The sequence below is a fragment of the Treponema sp. C6A8 genome (assembly GCF_000619925.1).
Classification (GTDB): domain Bacteria; phylum Spirochaetota; class Spirochaetia; order Treponematales; family Treponemataceae; genus Treponema_D.
Map to the genome: position 1 here is coordinate 1 of NZ_JHVB01000002.1, position 18,885 is coordinate 18,885.

An 18,885-nucleotide genomic window follows, 5' to 3' on the forward strand; every position below is an offset into this window, starting at 1 on the left:
TGTTTCCTTGTTAATACCTGACTGTTTGAATACAGGCATGTTTTAAAATTACTCACTTTTTCTCTCCAAAAATTTTTCAAATAATAACAAATATTAATAAATTGTTATATATAATATGAGAATTAATAACCAAGGTTACCGGGCTTTAGAGCATAGGACTTTGTGCTTTTCTGCAAACCCCAAAGACTTTTAGAGCAAAGGGCTTTCTACTTTGCGGCAAAGCCCTTTCACTTTTAACACCTGGGACTTTCAACTTTGCTCTGAAACTGAAAGCCCTTTGCCATAAAAGGCTTTCGACTTTACCGCAAAGTAGAAAGCCCTTTATGGCCAGATAGTACAAAAAATCCCCGGATTCAGAAGTTTAAATCTGAACCCGGGGAAGGTACCTTAAAATAACTGACTTATGAAATTACAATTTGTTTCTTGTATTCATAACTTGCTTCATCAACTGTAGGCTTATTACGAATAATAAGCTTATAGCTGCCGGCAGGAATGGAACTTTCTACACGTGCGCAAACTGTGCCACCTGTTATCTGAGTATAGTAAGAAAGACGGTATTCAGTTTCTCCATCAGAAAGGAAAATTCCATGTACTTCATTTTCTGAATCAAACTTAAGAAAGTCCCCTTTAATGCAGATTGTGTCGCCAGCTTTAATAGGACTGTCTGTCTTACCGTCTGCATTTGCCACAGTGTCTATGTAAACACGCGTTTTAATTGCATTTGAAACACGTTCAATAACTGTGTGGCTACTTACATCTTCCGAAAGTTCACGGTAAGGTCTAAAACGCATTCTTACAGCGTGGTTTGTTTCCTTTACATTAGGAAGAAATTCTTCAGCCTTTGATTCTGCAGAACCACCGGCAGCTGCAAAAAAAGTTCCAAAAGGAGTCTGTGCTGCATATCCTTCTTTTACTTTTTCCATAACAATCTTAAGCATTACATTGAGTGCTGCAAGTGCATCGGCTTCGGTAAGGGTGGTGTTGTACTCTGCCATCTTTTTTACCAGCTGCTCCTGTGTAAATGTTGCCATGTTCTCACTCATAAACACAAAACCGTTTTTAGCAACTGGGCTTACATTTTCTCTAACAAATACTTTTAACATAATAAGTTCTCCTTGCGGTAATGCATAAGCCTGCGCGCCGGACTCTGCACTACCCTTTTAATTTAATTTCAGCTCTGCCGGATTCAACGCTCCGTCTGCAAAACTGTTGTCATCAATATATTGCACTTAAACCTGCCCGTGCGTGGTGAAATTTCACCCAGTGGCATGGTGATTTTTCACCACGCAGAAGGGTTTCTTCTTTTTTTATTATTAAACGCACATACAACGTCTAAAAACAAGGAGGTACAGAGTATGGAAAAAGAAGATGAACTTTTGTTTGCAATGAACACAAGGCTTACAAGAGTAGAAAGCGGGCAGGAAAAGGTTATAGAACGCCTTACCAGCATTGAAAAGGAATTAAAGGAAGCACCGGCGCAGAAGAGAGCAACGGTACTTGCATGTATTTCTATTGCGGTGGGACTGGAAAAACTTATTCCGCTTGTTTTAAGGGGGCTTAGCTTATGTTAAGAACTGTTAATGAAAAAGAAACACGTTTTATAGATGCTCTTCTTACTTATGAAGGCTGCAAATATAAGCTTGGTAAAAGTGACAGGTTCGAAAGTGACTGTTCAGGTTCTGTGTGCGGAGCTCTTTCTTATGCTTATAACTGCAATATTCGGGTAACCGCAAATGAACTTTTAAAAAAGTATTTTACAAAAGCATACAGCCCCTTTACTGGCGGCATTCACGCAGCTTTTTTTCTTAATAAGAGCGGTAAGGCTGTTCATATTGCCGGCGGGCTTTATGGAAAGCTTTTTATGAATGTTTCCAGCATAGAAGTAGAAAAACGCGGTCATGTTCGTAATTTAGTAGAGCTAAGTGCCATGTACCCAGACTATAAGCTTGTTTTAAGAAGCCTTAATAAGGGGGTTCTTGAATGAAAATGAAACATGTTTCTAATACGGCTTCTGCCCTAGCCCTTATTCTAGTTCTTGCAACTTATGTACTTAATGCAGCAGGGGTTTGTAATGTCTGTATGGAAGAAGCTTTTAGAACTGCCCTCTTTATTAAAGGCTCTTTTGTACAAATAGATGTTTCCTGCTGGATAAACGCATTTAAGGGGCGGCTATGAATATAAAAAGTTTTATTAAAAAAGCAGCCTTTCCACTTGGGCTAATTTCAGGCTTTATATTATGCCTGCTAAAAACAAAAAAGGAGAAGTTTAATAATGAAAACAAAAAGAATTCTTATATGCCTTGTGCTGTTCCAGACTCTGCTACCGTTAATGAATGCTCAAAGCTTACAGAGCAGTACAGAAAAGATGCCGAACAAATCTACTCAAAAGCTTTGGACAGACACAGAAGTTCAGAAGCTTGTAAATGAACTTAACGCTCTTTCAGAAAACTACATTCAAAAAGCTTTCTTTGACGGCTGGAATTGTGGTTATAAAGAAGGCTTAATTAATGGTAAAAACTTTTATTCTGAAAACCCGCCTTTAAGATTAAAGGCAAAGTATTTTGGACTGGGATTTTGCGGTGGAGCTTTTACAGGGGCAGCAGGTCTTCTTTTCAAGTTACGGCTGTAAACAGCTAAACATATACCTTCCAAAAGGGTCATTCCATTCAGAGTCATCTTCATATACTATGCAGCTTACATAAAAATATTCAAACAAAATAGATGGCTCTGAACCTTCATTAAAAGCTTCATTCAAACATATAAAATCTTCTATATAATTATTTGCTTCTACAAAAACATTTATTGTAAATTCAAAATTGTATTCCTTGTCTTCTGTGTCATTTTCTTCTTCCTGATTACAAAAGAATACTATAGTTAAGCTCTTTACATTCTTTTGGGAATTATTATAAAAGCTGTATTCAATTTTTGTTTCTTCAGAATTAAAGGAAGTTTCTGTATTTGTGTACAATTTTAATTTATATGGAAGTATATCATTTTTTTCTGCTTCTTTCAGAAGAGTGCAAGACTGCATACAAATTAGAAACAGGAATATTAAACTCTTTGCTTTCATTTTTAATTTTCCTCACGATTTTGTTTTGCAAGCAGTTCTTTAATCTGCTTTCTAAAACCTTTCTTAAAATAGACATGTGGCACGTGCTTAAAATGAGCAGGACAGTTTTTCTGACTTTTTACATAATCAATGTAGTTAGTAAAAGCATTTGTAATGTTTTCTTTTAAGGTTTTATTTTCTACATCTTCTACTAAAAATATAATTTTTGCCCCATTCTGCTTTATTACACAGACTCCTTTATAAAGGCTGTAGGCTTTTGCAAGCATAAACTTATAGTTACCTTTCATTCAAAACCTCGTACCTATATACTTTCCAAGACAATGAAGTTTTGACAAAAATTCTGAAAAATATTTTAAATTTTTTGGAGATTTTTTTGCTTTTTACTATACAAAGAGCCGAGTTTCTATTTTTATTTGCCCTGACGTTACTTTTTCAGTATAATAATAGAAACTATTCTTACAAAAGGAGGCATGATTATGGACGGTGGAAGCTCCAGTTATCCCATATTTTTCTTAATTACAAATCAGTGCCTTCAGGAAAATTTTTCTTAGCAGCTAGTCTTTATTTCCTCAGGGCAAAATCAAAAGTCAAAAAGAGGAAAAATTATGATTACATATTGGCAGCAGGAAAACGGTCGCTTTTTAAAGGTAAAGAAAGACGAAATTCAAAAGTCTAAACCGCTCTGGATAGACGCCCGCAACGTTAACAGCGACGAAGCCGATGTACTTCAGCAGGAATACGAAATTGAACAGGATCACATTCTGGATATTTTAGACCCGGATGAGCTTTCTCGTATAGAAGAAGGCGAATCTGGCTATATCCTTACCATTGTACGTGTACCGGTTTATGACCCGGCAGCAGAAACTCCATATTTTACAGTGCCGGTTGGTATTATCATTAAAGGAAAGACTATCATCACCCTTTGCTGGACAGACAGCGAAGTTCTTAAAGACTTTGGGGCAAACCGCGTGCGTAACGTACGCCTTACAGACTTTCCTTCTTTTATTGCCCAGATTCTGAACCGCGCTAACTTGAACTTCCTTCGTTATCTTAAGGAAATAAATCGCCGTTCTACAGGCATTCAGAATGAAATGAAGCTGGAAATTGAAAACCGTGAGATTATGCAGATGATGAGTTTGGAAAAGTCTCTGGTTTACTTTACAACTTCGCTTAAAAGTAATTCGCTTCTTTTGCAGAAAATGCGCAACACACGCCTTATTAAGTTTGATGAAGAAGACCTGGACTTTGTAGAAGGCGTTATGATTGATAACAAGCAGGCTATTGAAATGGCAGACACATATTCAAGCATTATGTTTAACGTAATGAATACTTATGACTCTATCATTTCCAACAACCTGAATAACGTTATGAAAAAACTTGCCATCATCAATATTGTTATGATGTCTCCAACATTCGTAACAAGTTATTTTGGTATGAACGTAAAGCTGCCTTTTGACCACCTGGCAGGCTATATTCCTATTGTATACATTACTATCTGCTGTATTATTTCTGTTGTTCTTACAATTCTTGCCCTTAACGTAAACAAGGAGTCTGTAAGAAACCTGAGGGCCCGCCGCAAGCTGCAGAAAAAACAGCGTAAGAGTAATTCCAAAGCAAGAAAGAACCGCTAATTCTGTAACTTTTTTACATCTATTCATTTTAAATAAAAGGTTATAGAATGGTTAAAAAGTATGAAAAAAACTATCTGTTTTATAACGCTGATTTTATGCGCTTCTTTCTTCTTTGCCTTTACACCTATCAGCCTTGTAACATTTAAAAGTGGTCTCTCTTTTATTCAAGGGCAGAATACTCAGTCTACTCTTGCAGTTCGTGATTTAAAACCTTTTTCCATTAATAAATTTGAAACAACCTACGGCCTCTGGTATGAAATTCGTACTAAGGCAGAAATTTTAGGATATAACTTTGAAAATCCCGGTCAGCCGGGCTCTCTTGGCCGCCGCGCCGCCATACCAAATGAAGAAAATGCCAGTCAGCCTGTTACTATGATCAGCTGGTATGATGCTATTGTCTGGTGCAATGCCCTTAGTGAGATTCAGGGCCGTACCCCCTGCTACCAGTACAAGGGTCAGATTATCCGCGATTCAAGCGATACTGCCACCTGTGACCTGGCAGAATGCCTTTGGGAAAAAGACGGATTCCGCCTGCCTAGTGAAGCAGAATGGGAATATGCTGCCAGAAGAACTCCTGCTGGCTTTCAGGACGGGGATACTATAAGCGGAACTGTCTTAGCAAAAGAAGAAAATCCTGATGAAGGACTTTTATATTCATGGACTTCTGAAAATGCAGATGCTACCCACACTGTTGGAACAGCGGGGCTTCCTTTTGACCCGGAAAATATAAGCGAACCCGCTACCGGAAATGCCAATAATGCAGGGCTTTATGATATGTGCGGAAACGTGCTGGAATTCTGCTGGGACTGGTTCGGACCTTACAATCAGGATGAATTATACGGGGCAAAAAGGGGCTATGAGCGTGTTAGCCGGGGCGGAAGTTATTCTGAATACACTATGTTTAACTTTTGCGGAGACCGCTATAGCTTTGACCCTAACGAATGTTACGACTACTTTGGTTTCCGCATTGCCTGCACGGTAAAGGAACCCGCTAAGTTATAATTAAAGACTGCACAAGTCTGTTTTACTTACCTTCCAGCCATCGCCGGCTTTTTCTACTTCCAGCCAGGCGTAATTGCCTTCCTGTAACGGGCCCGGGTTAATTACAACTGTATCACCAATTTTATCTACAGCCTTTCCTTCGTGAATATGGCCGCATACTACTGCAAGCGGCTGATTTTCCTTAATAAAGTCTGTGAACATCTGGCTTCCGGCGTGGAGCTCTGCATTTACTGCGTCACACTTTGTATTTTTTGGAGGGTTGTGGCTTATTAAAATAAGGCTCTTCCAAAGGCTCTGGTCTCCTGTCTGTTCAACAGAATTCTTTACGATATTAAAGTCTGAAAGGATTTCTGCTTCTTCGCGTTCGTTGGCAGTTTTTCCTGTAAAATAAGTTCCGCCGCCGCTTCCTGCAAAGGCAAGTCCTTCATGGAAAACTAAAGTTTTTTCTACACAGATATCCTGATCTTCAAGCTCTTCTATGAATTCAGGCTCATCGCAGTTTCCAAGAACTGCAAAAATTGTATCATGCCTGGTGCAAAGGGTATTCAAGGCTTCTTTACCGGTTTCCGGCTTAAAGCATTCTGCAAAGTCGCCTGCAAAAATTACTGCATCTGCCTGGGCAAATTCTTTGTCCAGTTTTCCCAGGTTTTCATTATTTGCGTGTAAATCACTTAAAACTAAAATCTTCATTTTTATATTCCTTATACTGTTTTATTTATATTAAAAATCCGGGTTTTCTTCTTCAGATTTTTTTACGTCTTTCCAAAGGGCGCATCTGCCTTTTTTATGGTTCTTTACATAATAAAGGGCATGGTCTGCATTCATCATAACGCTTGCAAGGTCATAATGCTTTTCAATATCCTGATTTGAACAGAGTCCCATGCTGAAGCCCAGGTACTTTTCCGGCGGAATATCTACTGTACCGCCCAGCATGGCTTCCAGTTCAGGAATAAAGAAATCTGCGTCTTCCAGAGCCTTATGAAGGCGGTTGAACATAATTGTTCCGTCCTGGCTGCTGGTATCTGTCATTACAACAACAAATTCATCTCCGCCAAAGCGGCTTACAAAGTCTACTGCTCGGCAAACTCTTTTTAAGAGGCGGGCAAAGCTTGCAATTAAAAGGTCTCCGGCTTCGTGGCCAAAGTTGTCGTTATAATACTTAAAGTTATCAAGGTCTATAAAGGCAATGGTTTCTACTACAGAGAACTTGCGTTTTGGAGTATAGCGCTGGAGCTTTTCTGACTCATTGGAAATATGTTCCTGCAGGGCCCTTCTGTTTTTAAGCAGGGTAAGCAGGTCTGTAGAAGAAAGATATACCAGATGCTCTTCCTGCCTTATCATTACTATCTGAGCCTGAATGTTGGAAATGGCAAGGTTTAACACATTGAGCATTTCCATAGACATTTGGGTATGGCGGCCTGGAACAATAATCATTCCACCCACAAAGTCGAACTTAGAAAGGTTTCTGAAGTACTGGTGGAATACATTGTCGTAGGTAAGAAGGGTCTGAAGCTCTTCACTAGCCTGCTGGTAAAGTTCATCCCAGCGGGCGCCGGAAATTTCATCACCGTCGTTTCCGCTTGAAGCGGCAAGAAGCTTCCAGCCGTTTTCTGTATGTTCGGCGATATAAATGTCTTCTGCCATCAGATAATCCATTAAGGTTTGAACAACGCGGTTCAAATATACTTCCAGATTTGAATTATCTGAGCTGAAGCTCATAATCTTATTTAAGAACTGATATTCATAAATGCGGGCATGAAGCTGATTCATCAGGCTTTCTTTTTCAATCTTTTCTTCCAGATATTCCAGATTCAGGTTCAAAGGTTCAAAGTCGCGGATATCAACAAGATATTCGTCTATTGTCATGGAAGATTTGTTCTTTGTGTAATAGGTAAAATGATTGTCCCGTGCTATGTCAAAACCAATTTTAATGTATTCTGTAGATTTATCTGTGTAGCCGAATTTCTTAAGGGCATTTGAATACTCATAATAGAAGAATACAAGCCTGTGGGTCTGGTGGTAGTGGCCTTCTGAATAGCCGGCAACTGCCTCTTCAAAGGCTTCTTCAGAAAGCCTTATGTTTCCGTCTGAAATAAAAACAATGGCCTGCAAGAAGAAATAGAAAGGGCGTTCCAAAGGAGAAATTTCTGTATACTTTTTAGAAAGCATGTTGCAGTTGTTTCTGGCGTGAATAAAGTCTCCATTATCCAGCTCGATTACCGTTTTATAAAGGGTAATGTCTGCTGAACTTGGAAGTTCCGAAGTTGACTGGGTATTTGAAATGCCCATAAGCTGCAGGAATCTTGAAATCTTATTAAAAAGAGCGTAGGCAAGTTCAAAATGGCGCGAATAAAAAAGAGCGTAGGCGCAGTTTTTAAGGGTAGAAACAATAGAAGAATACTGGGTAACTTCGTAAAGGCGGCCTATAATTGAGTTGATAAGGATATAGGCCTCTGAATAATCTGCATGACAAAGGGCCTCATAAGAAAGTCCGTTACGGATATTCAAAAGAGGAGGAAGTTCTCCCATCTGGGTTCTAAGGCGGTTACTTTCATTATAAAGAAGTTTTGCCTGCTCGCTTTCTCCCTTATTAGAACAGATGATAGCCTTAAAATGTGCCGCAGAGGCAATTTCCGGTATATCGCCAATATGAGAAGCAAGTTTATATACGTCATCCAGGTGATTGATGATAAAGTCGTAATACTGAGGTTCTGCAGTAACTGTAATTGGCAGGTGGTTGCAGGTGTAAATATAGTTTACTGTGTAGCCGGATTCCTTTAATACCTTAAGGGCACGCTCGTAAAGCTCAAGGTAAGAGGCAACATCATAGCATTCTGTACAAAGGTACTCCATCATTACGCCAAGAGGATAGAGTTCTTTTATGCATTCTTCCTGGGCAATCTGCTGTACCAGAAGGGAATATTTTAAGCCCTGTTTTAAGTTGCGTTTTTTGAAGAATACTTTTGCAAGGAAAAGGTAAATATCGCAGGCAACTGCATCATTTTTTGAGCTTTCTATTACGTTGTTAAAGTAGAGGACTGCTTCATCCAGGTCGCCGTTATAGTAGTAGGAAAGTCCTATTTCCTTATAGACCATGCGGATCTGTTCCGGGAAGAAATTATGGGTTCCTGAATATTTTACAAAGAAGTCTGCAAAGCGCTTGTTTTCACTGATTGCAAGAAAGTTACGGTTATTAATAAAAATATCCATTACTTCAGAAAAAACATAGTCACGGTCGTACTTGTTTTTTGGTTTATCTGAATAAAGAGTTCTGTCACTTTCATCGCAGATATTTAAATAATTAAGTTCCAGCTGTTTGTCATTAAAATAAGCCTTTAGCGGTTCAGAAAGGAAGTCATCTCCCAGGGTATCAAAACAGAAGGCTACCGAACATTTAATATCTGATTTTTCAAAATCACGCAGAATATCAAAAGCTTCATCACCCATATACTGGGCGTTTAAAATTAAAAAGCTTCCGCTGGAAATTTCTTCCATAATGGAAATGATAGTCTGACGCATGGTGCGTTTTTCAAAAGTGATGTTATCAGAAATAAAAATATCGTAGCGCTTGTCTACGCAGCCGTTTTTCAAAAAGGAGCGGAAGGTCTTTTTCTGAGGGAAATAACAGAAGTCGTCCAGAAGAGTTTCAGAAATATTAAAGGTAGACATCATTTTTAGAAATGGCGAAAGAGGACTGAAATCTTCTGCCATATCAATAATGGTCATGTCCGAATCTTCAAATAAAAGAGGAAGGTCTTTTAAATATTCAGAAGTACCAGAAAGAAACTTCACCTGAAACTGAGGATCGTCTACAAACTCTTTTATTACCGAGGCCTGAACTTCTGAAAGATGCTTTATCTTCTGTTTCTGTTTTTTAAAGGCAAATTTTTTCAATTGCGATTTTTAATTTCTCCATCTGATCTTTTGTGCCAATCGTAATTCGCACAAAGTCTTCTATTCCAGCTGTGTTGAAGTGGCGGATTAAAATGCCCTGCTCTTTTACACGGCGGTAAAGGTCAACGCCGGCAATTCCGTCTTTTTTAGCAAAGAGGAAGTTTGTCTGAGATTTTAAAACGTAGAAACCTTTGTCTTTTAAAAAATTATAAAACGAGTCTCGCTCATCCGCAACCTTTTTTGCGCATTCTGCGTAGTAGGCAGGATTTAAGCAGGCAGCTGTACCGGCAACCTGAGCAACGGCGTCAATCGGGAAGTGGTTTACGCTGTTTTTTACTGTTGTTACCACGTTTACAAGCTCAGGATTTGCTACAATGTAGCCAAGGCGCATACCGGCCCCGCAAAGGCTCTTAGAGAATGTTCTTACAATTACAAGATTTTTGAACTCTTCAATCAAAGGAATGCATGATTCTCCGCCAAAATCTACGTATGCTTCGTCTACAATAAAGATTTCATCTGATGAAGCTGATTTGAGCATTTCGCGTACCTGTGCGCGGGTAAGTCCCAGGCCTGTAGGTGCGTTAGGGTTTGCAAAAATGATTCCGCCCTTATTTCCACCGGCACGTTTAAGCATTTCCTCAGTATCCAGCGTCCAGTCAGCACGCAAAGGAACATTATCCATCGGGATATTGTAAAAGCCTGCGTAAACAGGATAGAAGCTGTATGTAAACTGAGGCATTACAAACTTCTTTGAAGAGTCAAAGAAGGCATAAAATACAAAAGAAAGAACTTCGTCACTGCCGTTTCCGCTGTAAATCATTTCCGGAGTTACAGTGAATGGGATTTTGTCTTCCGGCGCTGGGGTAACCTTGCCGCCTTCAACCTTTGCACGGCAGAGAACGCTGCCTGTCTTATTGAGCATATCTGCAATTGCAGCGTGAAGCTCGTTTGAATCAGGATCTGGGTAAACTCCCAGTTTTTCCGGGTGATTCTGAACAAAATCAATTACCGCTTTCTGCACTTCCGGGCTTGGCGGATAAGGATTTTCGTTTGCATTAATTTTTATATAGTCTCTGTCTTTAGGCTGTTCACCCGGAACATATGGGTGAAGACCCTGCATACGGCTTGATGTTAGCATAAGTGTCTCCTAAACGTGCCGATAACGGCACTTACATACGTTCCAAATATGGAACCAATACCAGATTCATTGCATTCTTCATAACCTGAAGAGTACATTCTGCAAGATAAAGGCGGGCTGCGGCAACTTTCTTGTCATCAGCATTCATAATCGAACAGTTCTGGTAGAACTTACTGAAAAGCTTGCTTGTTTCGTAAAGGTAAGCTGCCATTACGCTTGAATCAAGATTTTCTGCAGCCTTCTGAACAGTTGCAGGGTAATCTCCAAGCTGCTTGATAAGCTCCCATTCTTCAGCTGCCTTCAAAAGTGCAACGCCCTCTGCCGAATAATCAGCTTTCATGCCTGCTTCTGCAGCCTTTCCAAGAATTGAGTTAATGCGGGCTCCCATGTACTGAAGGTAAGGTCCTGTATTTCCATTAAAGCTCAAAGATTCTTCCGGATTAAAGAGCATGTCCTTAATTGGAGTTGCCTGCAAAAGATAATAATGAAGCGCACCCAAAGCTACTTTTTCTGCAACATCATCTGCGTCCCCTACATCGCCATCGCGACCACGTTCCTTAATTGCTTCCAGAGCCTGAGCGTGCAAAGAATCAATCAAATCATCAGCATCAACGATTGTACCTTCGCGGCTCTTCATACGTCCGCTTGGAAGGTTTACAAGACCGTAGCTAAGGTGATAAAGCTTGTCTGCCCATTCAAAGCCAAGCTTCTTCAAAATATGGAAGAGAATCTTAAAGTGGTAATTCTGCTCGCTTGCAACAACGTAAACCAGCTGATTAAAAGCCCAGTCGTCGTGGCGGCTGATAGCAGTTCCAATATCCTGAGTAATATAAACAGAAGTTCCGTCCTTGCGGAGAAGAACTTTTTCGTGATTGTCTTCGTCTTTTCCCTTGCCGACAACGTCTGTTACGTCAATGCGGACAGAACCGTCATCAGCCTTAAAGAATACGCCTTTTTCAAGACCTTTAAGGATTTCGTCCTTACCCTTAAGGTAGGTTTCGCTTTCCATGTAAAGTTTATCAAAAGAAACACCTGTGCGGGCATAAGTTTCCTTTACACCTTCCAGAGTCCAGTCGTTCATCTTCTGCCAGAGGGCGCGAACTTCAGGGTCCCCCTGCTCCCATTTAATGAGCATATCTTCTGCCATCTGATTAGCTTCAGGATGAGCTGTTTCAGGCTTGTCTTTTTCGCCCTTAAGATAGCGGTCAAATTCAATATAGCACTGGCCTACAAAGTGGTCACCCTTCATTCCAAGGCTTTCCGGAGTATCGCCCTTTGCCTCGTGGAAGAGTTTATATGCCAGCATAGATTTACAGATGTGAACACCGCGGTTATTGATAAGGTCTACCTTGTAAACCTCAGCGCCCGCAGCCTTCAAAATGCGGCTTACAGATTCACCAAGAGCATCGTTACGCAAATGTCCCAGGTGAAGCGGTTTATTTGTATTTGGAGAAGAATATTCAACCATTACGCGGCGACCAGCCAGAGGCTTTTTACCGTCAGAGCCGAAAGAACCGTATTCGTCTTTCTGAGCGCGGATTGCATCCAAAATACCTGCAGCGCTTCCTGCCTTATCAAGCTTTACGTTTACGTAAGGGCCAACAGCAAGGAATTCACCGATTGATTTATCTGTAATAAGCTTTGCAACCTCTGCAGCAATCTGAGGAGGTGCCATATGAAGTGATTTTGCAAATGCAAATAGAGGAACTCCAAGGTCTCCCATTTCTGGTTTTGGCGGGGTTACAACCTGAATATTTTCTTCTTTTGCAAGCTCTGCTTCCGGAGCTTTTGCCTTAATAAACTCATTAAGAGCCGCACAAACAACCTTGCGGCATACTGATTTTGCATCTGCCATATAATAATCCCTAGTCTAAAATAAATTTCTTCTATTTTATTGATTTGACACAAGGCACGCAATATGATTTAATAAGGCAATTTGATAATGATTATCAGTTTTTACTGCTGACAACATTTACCATTTAGGAAGGCACATGGCACAATTGACATGCGAGCACCTTACTTTAGGCTACAACTCGCGCATTATAATAGAAGATTTAAACTTTTCTATTAGTAAAGGAAACTATCTCTGCATAATCGGCGAAAATGGTTCGGGAAAAACCACCCTGATGAAGACGCTTTTGCGCCTGCATAAACCAATTTCCGGCCGCATTATCACAGGGGACGGCCTTCTTCCGGATGAAATAGGCTATCTTCCCCAGCAGACTCAGGTTCAAAAGGACTTTCCTGCGAGTGTAAGGGAAATTGTTCTTTCAGGCTGCCAGTCCCGCTGCGGACGCCGTCCATTCTATACAAAAGAAGAAAAGCTTCTTGCCGCAGAAAACATGGAAAAAATGGGCATTACAGAATTTGCAAAACGCTGTTACCGCGAACTTTCAGGCGGTCAGCAGCAGAGAGTCCTCTTAGCCCGCGCCCTCTGTGCCACTCAAAAAATGCTGCTTCTGGACGAGCCAGTTTCCGGCCTGGATCCGATTGTTACAGAAGAAATGTACCGCCTCATCCAGCAGCTGAACAAAGATGGAATTACAATCATCATGATTTCTCATGACATTCAGGCCGCAATGAAGTACGCAAGCCACATTCTGCACATTGGCGACCAGAACTTCTTTGGAGAAAAAGAAATCTTCCGCCAGAAAATTCCGCAGACAACAAGGATTAAATTTTTATGATAGAAACCTTAGTACAGTATTTTTCATTTCCCTTTGTACGCTATGCCTTTATTGTAGGCGTTTTAATTGCTCTCTGCTCTTCCCTTCTGGGAGTAACATTGGTCCTCAAACGCTTCAGCTTTATCGGCGACGGACTTTCTCACGTAGCCTTTGGCGGAATTGCAATTGCAAGTGTTCTCAATCTTTCTAACAACATGTACCTGGTTCTTCCCCTCACAATTTTAAGCGCCATCCTTTTACTCCGCGCCGGAAAAGACACAAAAATCCAGGGCGATGCTTCAATTGCAATGATTTCTGTAGGAGCCCTGGCACTTGGCTACCTTCTTATGAACATTTTTTCAACTTCATCAAACCTTTCGGGCGATGTATGTTCAACCCTCTTTGGTTCAACTTCAATCCTCACCCTTACAAAAGGCGAAGTTTACCTTTGCAGTCTTCTTTCCCTCTGCGTAATAATAGCCTTCATTCTTTTTTACAATAAGATTTTCGCAGTTACCTTTGATCAGGATTTTGCAACCGCAGTCGGAACCCACGCAAGCATCTACAACCTTGCAATCGCAATCATCATCGCAGTAATTATCGTACTTGCAATGAACCTTGTAGGCTCGCTTCTTATTTCTGCCCTGGTAATTTTCCCTGCCATTTCTGCAATGCGGGTTTTCAAAAGCTTTTTCTCCGTAACAATCTGCTCGGCAATTATTTCTGTTACCTGCGCAGTTACAGGCCTTTTAATAGCAATTCTTGCAGGAACCCCGGTTGGAAGCACAATTGTTGCTGCCGATATTTTTGTATTCCTGGTATTTTACACAATTGAATTTATAAAAGGACGATAAGATGAAAGGTCAGGCGGCAAATCTTCTTCCTATATTTTTAATTCTACTTCTCTCTGCCGGCTGTAAAGCCAAAGCTCAAATGCAATTGCCGCCCGACCAGACCAGCCTTGAAGAGCCAGTCCGCACACCAGACGACGGAAGCTTTGGTGCTAAAAGAGAATCGCCTCCCCTTCCTCAGAAATCCGGTAAAATCGACGTTGACCTTACAAAAATGAATGCCAACATGATTTATTCCTACATCTTTGAAATGATAGTAGAACCGGATAACTACCTTGGAAAAACAATTAAGGTTACAGGCTTTTTCTATTCCGTTGTGGACGAAGAATCTGGCGAACGCTATTACGCCGTAATCATCCCGGACGCTTTAGCCTGCTGCAAACAGGGAATGGAATTTAAATGGCTTGGAGAGCACTCCTACCCGGAAGACTACCCTGCAGAAAATCAGGAAATTACAATTACCGGAACCTACAAAACAGAAAGTATGGAAGGCGACATTACCTATTCCTTCCTTGAGGTTTCAGATTTAACCTTCTAGTTTTTCTTCACAAGCTCATAAAACAGTTGAACTTTTGACGAACCTTATTTTATATTTAGAAGTATGAAAGATTCCTTCAAAGATTTTGCATGTACAGAAAACAATGAAAAATGGGCTCAGGCCAATAAGCGCGAAATAGAACTTTATTCAAGAAATAACGGCATCCGCTCGGAATTTGAGCGCGACTACACAAGAATTCTTCACAGCCAGGCCTTCCGCCGCCTTAAACATAAAACTCAGGTCTTTTTTGCGCCCCACGATGACCATATCTGTACCAGAATGGAGCACGTTACCCACGTAGCTTCAGTTGCAACAGAAATTGCAAAATATCTGGGACTTAATCAGGAACTTACCCAGGCCATTGCCATGGGCCACGACATAGGCCACGCGCCATTCGGCCACCACGGAGAAGACTGCCTCAACAATCTTCTGGAGCAGAAGGAAGGCGCCAATGCCCCTAAAAAATTCTGGCATGAACGCAACTCCCTCTTTTTTGCAGACTACATAGAAACGCTGGAAGACCCTAACGGAATCCAAAAGCCTTTGAACCTTACCTACGCTGTCCGCGACGGCCTTATCTGCCACTGCGGAGAAATTGACCAGCAGGGAATTAAGCCCCGTAAAGATGCCATAGACCTCTATTCAATGAAGCGGCCGGGTCTTACCCAGCCCTTTACCTGGGAAGGCTGCGTTGTAAAAATTGCAGATAAAATTGCCTATCTGGGCCGGGACCTGGAAGACGCCCGCACCTACCACATCATAGACATGACTTCTTACCGCCAGCTGCGAGAAATTGTAGGCAGCACCCTGGGCTTTGAAAAAAAAGGTGCCCACGCCCTGCGTTCAGGAAAAGCCGTAAACACAACTGTACTCATCAATGACCTTATAGTTGACCTTTGCGAACAGAGCAGCCCGGAAAAAGGTCTCTGCTTTTCTGATGAATATTTCCGCTTTATCCTTGAGCTTAAAAAGTTCAACTTCAGTCAGATTTACAGCCACTGGCGTCTTAAAGAATTTGCCATTTACGCAGAAAACATAATCCGCACAATTTACAGAACCCTTTACAAAACCTGGATTTACGCGCAGAACGGAAGGGTTTCTGCCGCCCTCCGCCTTTACCCTAAACTCTGCAAGACTTTTGAAGAATGGCTTATCAAGCATTCAAACTACAAGGCCTGGAGTTCAGAAAAGCACGACTTTATCAATAAAAAGCAGATTCTGCGCTTTGATACCCCTGTAGTTTTTGATGTAAATGATGAAGAATCTTTCATTAAGTGCATTATAGAATATATTTCCGGCATGACAGACCAGTATGCCATTCAGATTTACGAGGAAATCATAACCTTCTAGGAAGAAGGCAGTTCTACTGTCAAAAGGGCGCCGCCGTCCGGATTATTTGCAGCAGAAATTTTTCCGCCCAGAACAGAAGTAAGTGTTTTTGCAATTGCAAGTCCCAGTCCCGTACTGCTTTTCTTAAGATTGCGGGTTCTGGCACTGTTGCCTGTATAAAATCTGTTGAAAATTTCAGTCAAATCTGCTTCAGAAAAGCCTTCGCCGTTATCAGCTTCACAAAGGAAAACTTTTTCTTCACCCTTATATGCTTTAAGAGTAATAAGGCAGACTTCCTTGTTACAGAACTTTACGCTGTTTGTCATAAAGGCCGTAAAAGTCTGGTGCAGAAGTTCAGCATCAGAATTAATCTCCATCCTTTCATCGCAGTCTATTTCAACCTTTACAGTTTTTTCTGTATCAATATTTGAAAATTCATTTTTAAGGCGGTCAAAAAAGGCCTTCACGTTAATTTTTGTATATTCAGGCTTAAGGATGCCGCTTTCATACCTGCTCATCTGAAGAAGATTTTCAATAATCATCTTCATGGATTTTGCTTCATTGTTTATTGCAATAAGGGAAGTTTCCAGCTGAGCAGGATCATCTTTTCCCCAGCGCAAAAGAAGCTTTGACTGCCCCGTAATTACAGCAAGGGGAGTTTTCAGCTCATGCGAAACATCACTGGAAAACTGTCTTTCCCTTTCAAAATCTTTTTTTATACGCTCAAAAAGGGAATTAAAGGTTAGTGCAAGGTTATCAAGTTCATCATTTCTTGAAGAAAGAGGTAGAACTGCATCAAGTTCAGTGCTGGAAAGCTTACGGACATTTTCTGTCATGCGGACAACAGGTTCTATAGTACGCTTTGCAGTCAAATATGAAATGATAAAGGCAATAAAAATCAAGATTAAAAGAAAAGGCACCAGAGTATATGGAAAAAGCTGGGAAAGTTTTGCCGCATAATCTGTATCCATATAAATTGCGGCAATTATTCTTAAAGGTATATCACTTTCTTTTAAGGAACAGTCCTTGGCATAATAAAGGATTTTTAAATCGCCGTCCGAAAAATAATTCTTTTCATAATAAATGCGGGCTCTGGTACTTGTCTTCAAGTTACAGGGAAGAAGAGGGTCATTTGTGTAATAAACAAAACCGTTATGCGAATTATATACAGAATAGGTAATGTAATAAGGAATGGTAAGAAAAAACTCTGATTCCATTTCCAGCCCGTTAGTCATGGAAAGATTATTTGCTATTCCTTCGCAGGTAAATTTCAATTCTTCACTCTGCTTGTGCTGAATAGCCCTGTCCACAAATAAAACCATGGCAAAAATCGTTGCAATAAGCACGGTGGCAAGGATTTTTGTGTAACTTAAGGAAAGGCGGAATGGAAATGAATTTAAGAATTTCTTTATGGCATTATTTTTCAATAATATATCCGATTCCTCTTACAGTTTTAATGTATTCATCTTTGGTAACATCGCCGATTTTTGAACGCAGATAGCCAATATATACGTCAACAATGTTTTCGTCAATAAAGTGCTCTTTTCCCCAGATTGCATCAAGGATTTCATTGCGGGAAAGAACTTTGCCGGCATTTTCTACAAAGAGCTTCAAAAGGAAGTATTCGGTTTTAGAAAAATAAATTGTCTTTCCTTCAACCTTTACGCCCATGCCGTCCAAATCCATTTCAAGGTTACGCACCTTCAGAATTGCTGAATCTTTGGAACTTCTGTTCAGGCGTCTTAAAACGGCATTAATTCTTGCAACCAGTTCTTCAATATCAAAAGGCTTGGCAATATAATCATCTGCGCCGGCATTAAGACCGTTAACCTTATCAATTGATTCTCCGCGGGCAGTTTCCAGAATTACAGGCACATTAGATTCTTCGCGAATTCTTCTTAGAACCTCAATTCCATTCATTTCAGGAAGCATTACGTCCATCAAAATCAAATCGGGATTTTCTGAATGAAAGAGTTCAATTGCCTTGCGGCCAGTTTCAGCAACTACAGTTTCAAAACCTTCGTGTTTAAGTTCAGGGATAAGAAATTCGCAGATTCCCTTATCATCTTCTACTACAAGAATTTTCATTTTACAATTATTTCCTCTATAACTTTTCCATCAAATGTCTGAACATTTTTTAGTACAAGCTTAGATTTTTTTATCTCTTCCTCTGTATAAAAGTCAGAAACAAAAGTAATGGTTACAGCATCTGATTTCCGGTTGAATTTTATAATAACTCCTGAATCGACCTTTTTTCCATTCAGATATAGTGATTTTGAAGAGATTTTTGCAGTATCCACAGCCTGATTAAAATGAACGGCAAGCTGATAGTTATTTGCCTTTCGCGTAAGAGATGTATTTACAACTTCAAGAGGCTCGTTTGAGCAAAGTTTTCTTTGTCCGCGGTAATTAATAATTACAGAAGAGGATGAACTTCCTCCGGACGGCGCGCTTGGAGCGGGAGGCGGAGGCGGCGCATTTCTTTGTCCCGGAGGATTACTTCCCGGTGCTGGTGGCGGCGCAGAAGGAGGCGGAGCGCTTCTTCCCGGGGCTCCCCCACCTGGTCCAGGTCCACCCGGACCGCCAGGGCCTCCCGGTGCAGAAAAGGCCAGAGATGAAAATAATATAATAGAAAAAAGAGTTAATAGTCTTTTTTTCACAAGAATAGTATTAACCCCATCTTAAAAAATAAACAATATGGGGAAAGCTTTTATAAAAGAAGTCTTAGTAATAATAAGATTTTTCTTATAATTTAAACTCGATAGCA

The 18,885-nt window shown here is 40.5% G+C and carries 20 protein-coding genes; 10 read left to right on the forward strand and 10 right to left on the reverse strand.

All coding sequences use genetic code 11. The annotated features are described in order from the left end of the window. Positions 1-401: 401 nt before the first annotated feature. A complete protein-coding gene (locus T530_RS0103780) occupies positions 402-1,103 on the reverse strand; it encodes a DNA-binding domain-containing protein (RefSeq protein WP_027727880.1) in 702 nt (233 codons plus the stop codon). Between the two features lie 252 nt (positions 1,104-1,355). Here T530_RS0103780 and T530_RS0103785 point away from each other — a divergent pair, with 252 nt between their 5' ends. The 4 genes from T530_RS0103785 (at position 1,356) to T530_RS0103800 (ending at position 2,628) form a co-directional block, all read left to right on the forward strand. Next, a complete protein-coding gene (locus tag T530_RS0103785) occupies positions 1,356-1,571 on the forward strand; it encodes a hypothetical protein (RefSeq protein WP_027727881.1) in 216 nt (71 codons plus the stop codon). Next, positions 1,565-1,984 carry a hypothetical protein gene (locus tag T530_RS0103790; RefSeq protein WP_027727882.1) on the forward strand — a complete coding sequence of 140 codons (420 nt, stop codon included), beginning with the start codon at positions 1,565-1,567 and terminating at the stop codon, positions 1,982-1,984. Before T530_RS0103785 ends, T530_RS0103790 begins: the two co-directional genes overlap by 7 nt. Further along, a complete protein-coding gene (locus T530_RS0103795; protein ID WP_027727883.1) occupies positions 1,981-2,175 on the forward strand; it encodes a hypothetical protein in 195 nt (64 codons plus the stop codon). Before T530_RS0103790 ends, T530_RS0103795 begins: the two co-directional genes overlap by 4 nt. Before the next feature lie 96 nt (positions 2,176-2,271). Next, positions 2,272-2,628 carry a hypothetical protein gene (locus T530_RS0103800; RefSeq protein WP_027727884.1) on the forward strand — a complete coding sequence of 119 codons (357 nt, stop codon included), beginning with the start codon at positions 2,272-2,274 and terminating at the stop codon, positions 2,626-2,628. On the opposite strand, the gene T530_RS0103805 is transcribed toward T530_RS0103800, so the two are convergent. Continuing rightward, a complete protein-coding gene (locus tag T530_RS0103805) occupies positions 2,617-3,030 on the reverse strand; it encodes a hypothetical protein (protein ID WP_027727885.1) in 414 nt (137 codons plus the stop codon). The genes T530_RS0103800 and T530_RS0103805 overlap by 12 nt on opposite strands. Positions 3,031-3,071: 41 nt before the next feature. After that, positions 3,072-3,356 carry a hypothetical protein gene (locus T530_RS0103810; RefSeq protein ID WP_027727886.1) on the reverse strand — a complete coding sequence of 95 codons (285 nt, stop codon included), beginning with the start codon at positions 3,354-3,356 and terminating at the stop codon, positions 3,072-3,074. Positions 3,357-3,674: 318 nt separating this feature from the next. Between T530_RS0103810 and T530_RS0103815 the strand changes: the two genes are divergently transcribed. Then, the gene (locus tag T530_RS0103815) at positions 3,675-4,700 is read left to right on the forward strand and encodes a magnesium transporter CorA family protein (protein WP_027727887.1); all 1,026 of its coding nucleotides are present in this window, start codon (positions 3,675-3,677) and stop codon (positions 4,698-4,700) included. A 60-nt stretch (positions 4,701-4,760) separates the two neighbouring features. Next, positions 4,761-5,702 (forward strand): SUMF1/EgtB/PvdO family nonheme iron enzyme, encoded by a 942-nt coding sequence (locus tag T530_RS0103820; RefSeq protein WP_027727888.1) that lies wholly within the window; start codon positions 4,761-4,763, stop codon positions 5,700-5,702. Here the strand turns inward: T530_RS0103820 and T530_RS0103825 are convergent, their stop codons facing one another. The 4 genes from T530_RS0103825 to argS are packed head-to-tail and all read right to left on the reverse strand — an operon-like array spanning position 5,703 to position 12,589. Next, positions 5,703-6,392 (reverse strand): metallophosphoesterase, encoded by a 690-nt coding sequence (locus tag T530_RS0103825; RefSeq protein WP_027727889.1) that lies wholly within the window; start codon positions 6,390-6,392, stop codon positions 5,703-5,705. Between the two features lie 30 nt (positions 6,393-6,422). After that, on the reverse strand, positions 6,423-9,596 hold the full coding sequence (locus T530_RS14625) for a GGDEF domain-containing protein (RefSeq protein WP_027727890.1): 3,174 nt from the start codon (positions 9,594-9,596) through the stop codon (positions 6,423-6,425). Continuing rightward, complete coding sequence (gene hisC, locus T530_RS0103835) at positions 9,577-10,734, reverse strand: histidinol-phosphate transaminase (protein ID WP_027727891.1); 1,158 nt, start codon at positions 10,732-10,734, stop codon at positions 9,577-9,579. Before hisC ends, T530_RS14625 begins: the two co-directional genes overlap by 20 nt. A gap of 31 nt (positions 10,735-10,765) precedes the next feature. Continuing rightward, complete coding sequence (gene argS / locus T530_RS0103840; protein ID WP_027727892.1) at positions 10,766-12,589, reverse strand: arginine--tRNA ligase; 1,824 nt, start codon at positions 12,587-12,589, stop codon at positions 10,766-10,768. 136 nt (positions 12,590-12,725) lie between these two features. Between argS and T530_RS0103845 the strand changes: the two genes are divergently transcribed. The 4 genes from T530_RS0103845 to T530_RS0103860 all read left to right on the forward strand — a co-directional run bounded on the left by T530_RS0103845 (position 12,726) and on the right by T530_RS0103860 (position 16,139). Further along, a complete protein-coding gene (locus T530_RS0103845) occupies positions 12,726-13,421 on the forward strand; it encodes a metal ABC transporter ATP-binding protein (RefSeq protein ID WP_038073605.1) in 696 nt (231 codons plus the stop codon). Continuing rightward, positions 13,418-14,254: a metal ABC transporter permease gene (locus tag T530_RS0103850; protein WP_027727894.1), complete on the forward strand. Its 837-nt coding sequence runs from the start codon at positions 13,418-13,420 to the stop codon at positions 14,252-14,254. The genes T530_RS0103845 and T530_RS0103850 overlap by 4 nt, the downstream gene beginning before the upstream one ends. 1 nt (position 14,255) lies before the next feature. After that, complete coding sequence (locus T530_RS14630) at positions 14,256-14,789, forward strand: hypothetical protein (RefSeq protein ID WP_051537807.1); 534 nt, start codon at positions 14,256-14,258, stop codon at positions 14,787-14,789. A 63-nt stretch (positions 14,790-14,852) separates the two neighbouring features. Beyond that, complete coding sequence (locus T530_RS0103860; protein WP_027727895.1) at positions 14,853-16,139, forward strand: deoxyguanosinetriphosphate triphosphohydrolase family protein; 1,287 nt, start codon at positions 14,853-14,855, stop codon at positions 16,137-16,139. On the opposite strand, the gene T530_RS0103865 is transcribed toward T530_RS0103860, so the two are convergent. The 3 genes from T530_RS0103865 to T530_RS0103875 are packed head-to-tail and all read right to left on the reverse strand — an operon-like array spanning position 16,136 to position 18,778. Beyond that, entirely contained in the window at positions 16,136-17,545 is a 1,410-nt protein-coding gene (locus T530_RS0103865; protein WP_051537808.1) for a HAMP domain-containing sensor histidine kinase, read from the reverse strand. The genes T530_RS0103860 and T530_RS0103865 overlap by 4 nt on opposite strands. After that, positions 17,535-18,206 carry a response regulator transcription factor gene (locus T530_RS0103870; RefSeq protein WP_027727897.1) on the reverse strand — a complete coding sequence of 224 codons (672 nt, stop codon included), beginning with the start codon at positions 18,204-18,206 and terminating at the stop codon, positions 17,535-17,537. The genes T530_RS0103865 and T530_RS0103870 overlap by 11 nt, the downstream gene beginning before the upstream one ends. Beyond that, positions 18,203-18,778 (reverse strand): hypothetical protein, encoded by a 576-nt coding sequence (locus tag T530_RS0103875; RefSeq protein WP_027727898.1) that lies wholly within the window; start codon positions 18,776-18,778, stop codon positions 18,203-18,205. The genes T530_RS0103870 and T530_RS0103875 overlap by 4 nt, the downstream gene beginning before the upstream one ends. Between the last annotated feature and the right edge of the window lie 107 nt (positions 18,779-18,885).